Below are 6,869 nucleotides of genomic sequence, written 5' to 3' on the forward strand. Positions count from 1 at the left end.
GGTTGAGCAGGCCCCAGCCGAAAGTGGCGTTCGGGGCGTTGGCAGGCCCGTCGCCGAGGTGGGTGGCGGTGGTGAACATGGTCTGGGCGATCTGCGGCGCCGTCAGGAACGGGAACGCCTGACGCAGGACAGCGGCGGCACCGGTCACATGAGGCGCGGCCATCGAGGTGCCTTGCTTAGATCCGTAGTTTGAGCCGTTAAGCTCCGTTCCGACCTGGACGGTGGAGTAGATGTTTGTTCCCGGCGCCGCAATGCACCACGCCGCTGTGACGCCGCACAGATTACTGAACCAGGCAATTCGGTTGCTGGAGTCGACCGCGACTACAGACATGATGTAGCCAGAAAGACTGGAGAAGTCGATCTTGCTCTGATCGACTGGTCCGACCGGATCTACATCGACGCTTTCCATGTTGGCGGAGTTCAGTCCGCGGCGAGTGTAGAATTGGTAGATGCCGCTATTGGCATTTTCGGGCTTGATGAACGGGTATAGCGCGGCACCCGTCGGACTCGTCGTCACATCGGGCTGATCCAGACGTTCATTGCCAGCTGCAAACACCAAGAGCATGTCGCGGTCGACCGCCCGCTTTATCGCTTGATACTGATTAATATCGCTCAGCATGTATTCTTGTGTCGTCAATCTCCGATAGGTTGGATTCGGAATTCCGTTGCTATCGAATGGCTCGGAAACAACAGGTCCATAGCTGCCATTTAAAACTCTGGCTTTCTGCTGAGCCGCGTAATCGATTGCATTTGCAGTATTCGTCAGATCGAAGAGTGCCAGGAGCGTGCTGTCGAAAGCGACGCCCATCATACCCGTTCCGTTGCGGGCTGCTGCTATTGTTCCCGCCACATGGGTGCCGTGGCTTCTGGGGTCCGTGTCACCGAGCAGGAAAGGATCGTTTGGAGGAATGAAATTACGGGAAAATGGAGAAATACGGCCGAGGCGGTTATTAAATTCGGGATGATTCGGGTCAATGCCGCTATCAACAACAGCAACCAGGACGCCGTTTCCGGTGAAGCCGCGCGCATAGGCTGTCGCGGCGTTGATCGCTGCCAACCCCCAATCAGCCCGGTATTCGGGCGTGTCGAACTGCGCCGCCGTCAACGGAACGCCGAAGGCATCGAAGGTCGAGGGCGAGCGCGCCGGCACGGTCTGCGCCGCCACAGATCCCAGAGCCAGCGCGAGCGTCGCGAGCGAGCTGCCGACCAGCAATCCGAACCGCACGGGGCCGCGCCGCCGGGTTCCGGCGCCCGGGCCCCGGCTCGGATCACAGGATCCGGTCACACGCTCTACATCGCTATACTGTTGGACCACCGGACTGACCCCCGTCATGCCTGCCGCAAGCTTTGCACGGGGGTTAGGAAATGCGGGTTTAACGGACTATCACATTGCGGCCACACTCGGTGCCGCGCGCGACGTCCTGAAACGGGGATCCCCCTTTCTGGAACGGATAGCCCCCCGGAAATCGCGAGCTTGGCCGAGCGCCGCGGTTCGATGCGGCCAGATCGGGCCAAAACGGCGCTGCGACCAGCCCGCTCCCGCGATGCGGCCACAGACACAGGCGGAAGGTTCGCGCGGCGGTGAACCGGGGGGCCGACGCCCGCCGGTCCCCCTCCGGTCCGGCCGCCCGGGGACGGTCGGCGCCGCGCGTCATCGTCCGACGGTCCTACCAGCGATAGGTGAGCGTCCCGAACACGCTCCGGCGGAACCCCTCGAAGACGTAGCCGGTGTAGAAGCCCGACGTGAAGTACCGCTGGTCGAAGATGTTGTTGGCGTTCACCGACAGGATCGCGCCCTTCCAGGCCGGGTTCAGCTGGGCGAGGTCGTAGTTCAGCGAGGCGTCGACGAGGGCGTAGGCCGGGATGCGATCGACGTTGGTGGCGTCCGTCCGCTCGCCGACGTAGCGCACGCCCGCCCCAGCCCGGAAGCCAGCGAAGGGCGAGTTCAGCGGGAAGGTGTAGTCGGCGAAGAGGGACAGGGTGTTGTCCGGCGCGTTCGGCAGGCGATTGCCGACGAGCGCCGGGTTGGTCGCGTTCCGCGTGACCTTCGTGTCGAGGTGGGCGTAGCCGAAGATCAGGTTGAACCCGTCGAACAGGCTCGCCTTGCCCTCCAGTTCGAAGCCCCGCGACTCCGCCGCGCCGGTCACGATGAAGAAGCCGGGGTTGCGGGGATCGGCCAGGGGGATGTTGGTCTGCGTGATCTCGAAATACGACGCGGTGACGAGCGCGTTGGTGCCGACCGGCTGCCACTTGACGCCGCCCTCGATCTGGCTGGCCTCGCGGGGCGGCAGCGCCGACCCGTCCGCCCGCTGGCCGGCGATCTGCGGGTTGAACGACGTCGAGTAGGCGGCGTAGGGCACGATTCCGGCGGCGAACGCGTAGCCCAGGGCGGCCCGGTAGCTCAGGGCCGAGAAGTTCTGGTTGTCGATCGTCGTCCTGTTGAGGGTCGCGACCGGCAGAGTCGGGAAATTGAAGGTGGTCCGGACCTGCTGGTCGACCCAGTCGTTGCGCAGGCTCCCCGTGAGGATGAAGCCGTTCCACTTCATCTGGTCCTGGACATAGGCGCCCGTCTGCTGCTGGAGCGCCCGGGTCGAGACGTTCGTGCGCTGCGGGAAGGCGATGCCGAGGTTGTAGACCGGATCGTACAGGTCGATCAGGCGGTTCGCGGCGATCGTCGGGTAGCCGTTCGGGAAGGTCCGCGCGTCGCGGCGGTGGTAGTTCTGGAAGCCGACGCCGAAGACGACGTCGTGCTGGATGTTCCAGGTGTCGAAGCGCCCCTGGATGTAGGTGTCGGTCAGGAGCCCCTGGCTCGACTGGTCGCGCAGGTACGGGAAGACCGAGACGGCGAGGAAACCGGGCGGCGTGGAGGCCGGGCTGGCGCCGACCGCGTCGAACTTCGAGGTGGTCTCGTAGGCCCGGAAGGCGGAGTGCAGCAGCCATCCCGGCGCGAAGCTGTGGTCGAGGATGTAGCCGATCTCCTTGTTCTCCAGGAGGCCGGTGTTGAAGTTCGGCTGCCCGACGAAGGGGCTGCGCGGGAAGAAGCCGCGCGCGCTGGGCAGGATCGAGCCGACGATCGGCAGGCTCTGCTCCGAGCCGCCGCCGCGGTACTCGGCGTACTTGCCCAGCACCGTGAGCGACGTGTCGGCGTCCGGCCGCCAGGTCAGCGCCGGGGCGATGAAGGTCCGGTCATCCGGCGTGTACCTGACCTGGCTGTCGGCGTTGCGGACGAGGCCGGTCACCCGGTAGGCGAATTGCGGCGCCCCCTCGACCGGGCCGGACAGGTCGAAGCCGGCCCGGACGCGCCCGTAATTGCCGCCCTGGATGAACACCTCGTTGAACGGCACGAAGGTCGGGCGCTTCGAGACGAGGTTGATGATGCCGCCCGGCTGGCCCTGTCCGTAGAGGACCGAGATCGGCCCCTTCACGACGTCGATGCGCTCGTAGGCGTAGGGCTCGATGTTCTGGTCGAACGAGTTGAAGCCGTAGCGCAGGCCGTCCTCGTAGACGCTGTCGAAATTGTTGGCGTTGAACCCGCGCAGCGTGAAGGTCGGACCGCCCTGGCCGCCGGGATAGTCGACGGCCTGGACGTTGGGCGTGTAGGCGACCGCGAGGTTGACGTCCTGCACGCCCCGGACATTCAGCTCGTCGCGGGTGATGACGCTGACGGTGGCGGGCGTCTCCAGGATGGAATCGTTGCCCTTCGAGCCCGCCGTGGACCGGGTCGCGACGAAGCCCGTCGTCCCGAAGGTCGGCTGCTGGGCCTCGACCGAGAGCTCGTCGAGGGTGACCGACGCGGCGGCCGCCCCAGCCGGCGTCGGCGCGTTCGAATCCCCCGGCGGCAGGGACGCCTGGGCGTAGCGCGGGTTCACGAGCGTGATCGTCGCGTGCTTCGCCGCGCGGTAGGTCAGCCCCGTCCCGTCGAGCAGCCGCGTCAGCGCCTCCAGGGGCAGGACGTCCCCCTCGACGCCCCGCGTCGCGAGGTTCTCGGTCAGCGCCGTCCGGTAGGCCAGCGACAGGCCCGTCCGCGCGATGAGGCTCGCCAGGGCCGGCTCGAGGGGGCCGGGCGCGATCGAGAGCCGGACGCGCCGCTCCGAGAGCGCGCGCGGCGGCGCGGCATCGCCAGCTGCGTCGGGCACGATGTTGAGCCGCTCGCCCGCCCGCACGAAGGTCGGGGTGATCGAACGGTCCTGCGCGGCCGACGCCTGCCCGAGCGCGATCAGGGACGCGCTCGCCAAGGCCGCACCGCGCCATGGACCGCCCGGCGCGCGGCCGAGCGTGCCGCCAAGATCCCACACTGCCATTCATGCCCCCGTTCCGCGGAGGGCGGCGCGCTTGGCGCGCGCTCTGTGGCCCTCACGGACAAACGACAATCGAGGCGCGAAACTCCTGACCTCCCCGCGTCGGTTTTTCTCGCCCCGTCAGGCCGGCGGCCTGACGAGGACGAGGTACGGGGTCAAGCGCGTGACGCGCAGGCTCATCGTCGCGGCCAGAACGTCGAGCGCGTCGTCGGTGTCGCGGATGTCGAGCGTCCCGCTGAAGCGCTGCGCGCCGAGCCCCGAACCGAGCAGGACGATGCGCCCGCGCCGATAGCGGTTCAGGTCGGCCACGACCGCGGCGAGGGGCTGACCCGTGACGACGAGCTTGCCCTCCCGCCACGCCGTGGCGCGCCCCACATCGCCGCGCTCGACCATCAGATGGCCGTCGGCGCTCCGGAGGGCGACCTCGCCGGCTCCGATGGTCACGGCGCCCGCGGTCGTCGACGCGTCCACGCGCCCCTCCGCCACGCCGACCGGTTCGGCGTCCCCGCCGGCCCGGACGAAGAAGCGCGTCCCCACGGCGCGCACCCGCAACCCGCCGCCGTGGACCACGAAGGGTCGGGCGCTGTCGGGCACGACATCGAACACCGCCTCGCCGCGCAGCAGGTGGACGTCGCGCGCGGCGGCCGTGAAGTGCAGGGCGAGCGCCGTCTCGATGTCGCCGATCCCGGTCCAGACGTCGGCGCGGACACGGTCGAGGAGCCCGCTCTCGTAGGTGATGAATCCGGACAGGCCCAGCGCTGCCGCGAGACCGACGAGGCGCGTCGGCGGCGGCCGCCTGCGCCGGCGCGTATCGGGCGCGCGCCCGGCGATGCCTCGCCACGCCTCCATCTCCGCGTAGGCCCCGGCATGGACCGGGTCGGCGGCGCGCCAGGTCTCGAAGGCTGCCCGGTCGGCATCGGTCGCGTCGGGGGAGGACAGGCGAACCACCCAGAACGCGGCCCGCGCGTAGATCGGGTCGTCCGCGGCCTCGTCGTCGCCCGCGGGCTCGCGCTCCTCCTCCATGTCGACCCGCTGCCCGCTCCGCCCGTCCGACCCATGAAGACCATCGAGGCCGCGAACTCCTGACGTGCCCGATCAGAAAAACTCGTGACACGCGCGGCGAATGTGCAGCAGCGCCTTGATGAGGTGCTTCTCGACCATGTTGCGGCTGACGCCGAGACGGACGGCCACCTCCCCGTTCGAGAGGCCCTCGACGGTGCTGAGCAGGAACGCCTCGCGGCAGCGCGGCGGCAGCCCGTCGATCGCCGCCGCCACGAGGCGCAGCTGCTCGCGGGCGATCACCTGCGTCTCGGTCTGCGCGTGCCCGTCCACGACGCTCGACAGTTCGAGATCGGTCATGGATCGGAAGAGGCGCGCCTCGAACCGGCGGCGTTTGCCGAGATTGGCGGCGACGTTGCGCGCGAGGTAGAACAGGAAGAGGCGCGGATGCTCCAAGTCGGTGGTCGTGAGTGCTTTGACGAGACGAAGATACGTCTCCTGCGCGGCGTCGGCTGCGTCGGCAGAGTTGCCGAGTTTGCGAAGAAGGAACCGCTGGAGATTCAGGTTCTCACTGCGATGTAGGGCATCCAATGATACCGCCGCCATAATTCCAATCCTCAGGTGCCTCGCCGATGCACACGACCGCGCGCCGCCGCCCGATTAGACTGTCACGCCGACGATAGATGCAAGCGTTCCGAACGCTTTTAGCCGATCTAAACTGATGCACAGGCTCTCAGCCAAACGCCTGTTCGGCCGCAATGAAACAGCGATGCGAATGCAGGACCTTGAACTGGAACAGTTCTAGCAGAACAGCTGTTTTCCATGTTCTGTTGCAAATCTGCGGCATGGGTCCGGGCATGCCGGTGGCGTTCTTCGACCCGGCTTCGCGCCGTTCGTGGTCAAGACGCGCTCAGCGTCCCGGGGCAGCCTTCCGTCAGACGTCGAACGCCACGTCCTCGACATGGTGCTCGAACCCGGCCTATCGCAGAGCCGCCCGTTCCGGCGACGACCTTCGCCTCGCAACGCGGCCTGCACTCTGGCGCTGCGAGGGTCTCAAAGGGTCGGACTTGGTCCGTGCAGCTATATCCGCTTCGCCACATCTACCGTCCCATCTCGGTCGCTCAGCCGATTCGGGCTGCTTCTCCGAAACAGACGTCGCGGCAGCGCGGCTTCTCTCGATAAGTGCCCGAACGCCGCTTCGGTCGGCGACGCAACCGGCAGACTGGCGCTGCACTCAGGTCCGGAACATAATCGCGCGTTGATCGACGAGATAGGGCAATACCCGGTACGTCGCGGTGGCAGTCCTGTGGGCAATCTGGGGTTTCCCGAAGCGGATCGACGCGCCTCGGAATGGATCCGGCGATGGCTCGCATCCTGATTTCACCACGGGGCTCGTTGTTCCGGCAATACTTCTTGGCTTTGTTCGCTGCCGTGGTCGTTCCGTTGCTAGAGCGTTTTCGGTTTGCGCTGAATCGGCCAGTTGGGGTTCACGTCGGGCTGTTGGGCTGATTCATTGCGCGCTCCAGATGAGGAGCAGACCATGGGCCGACCCTACAGCCAGGATCTGCGTGA

4 protein-coding genes are annotated in these 6,869 nt (G+C 67.0%); all 4 read right to left on the reverse strand.

Annotated elements, in window-relative coordinates; genetic code table 11:
• A partial coding sequence (locus tag ACLBYE_RS28835) for a S8 family peptidase (protein ID WP_447696781.1) occupies nt 1-1,225 on the reverse strand: 1,225 nt, incomplete at its 3' end.
• Nucleotides 1,226-1,667: 442 nt separating this feature from the next.
• A complete protein-coding gene (locus tag ACLBYE_RS28840) occupies nt 1,668-4,235 on the reverse strand; it encodes a TonB-dependent siderophore receptor (protein ID WP_447696782.1) in 2,568 nt (855 codons plus the stop codon).
• Nucleotides 4,236-4,418: 183 nt separating this feature from the next.
• Nucleotides 4,419-5,321, reverse strand: a complete 903-nt coding sequence (locus tag ACLBYE_RS28845) for a FecR family protein (RefSeq protein WP_447696783.1) — start codon at nt 5,319-5,321, stop codon at nt 4,419-4,421.
• A 72-nt stretch (nt 5,322-5,393) separates the two neighbouring features.
• Nucleotides 5,394-5,903, reverse strand: coding sequence for an RNA polymerase sigma factor (locus tag ACLBYE_RS28850; protein ID WP_447696784.1), 510 nt, complete (start codon nt 5,901-5,903; stop codon nt 5,394-5,396).
• Nucleotides 5,904-6,869: the final 966 nt, after the last annotated feature.

The sequence above is a fragment of the Methylobacterium sp. A52T genome, from assembly GCF_053346095.1.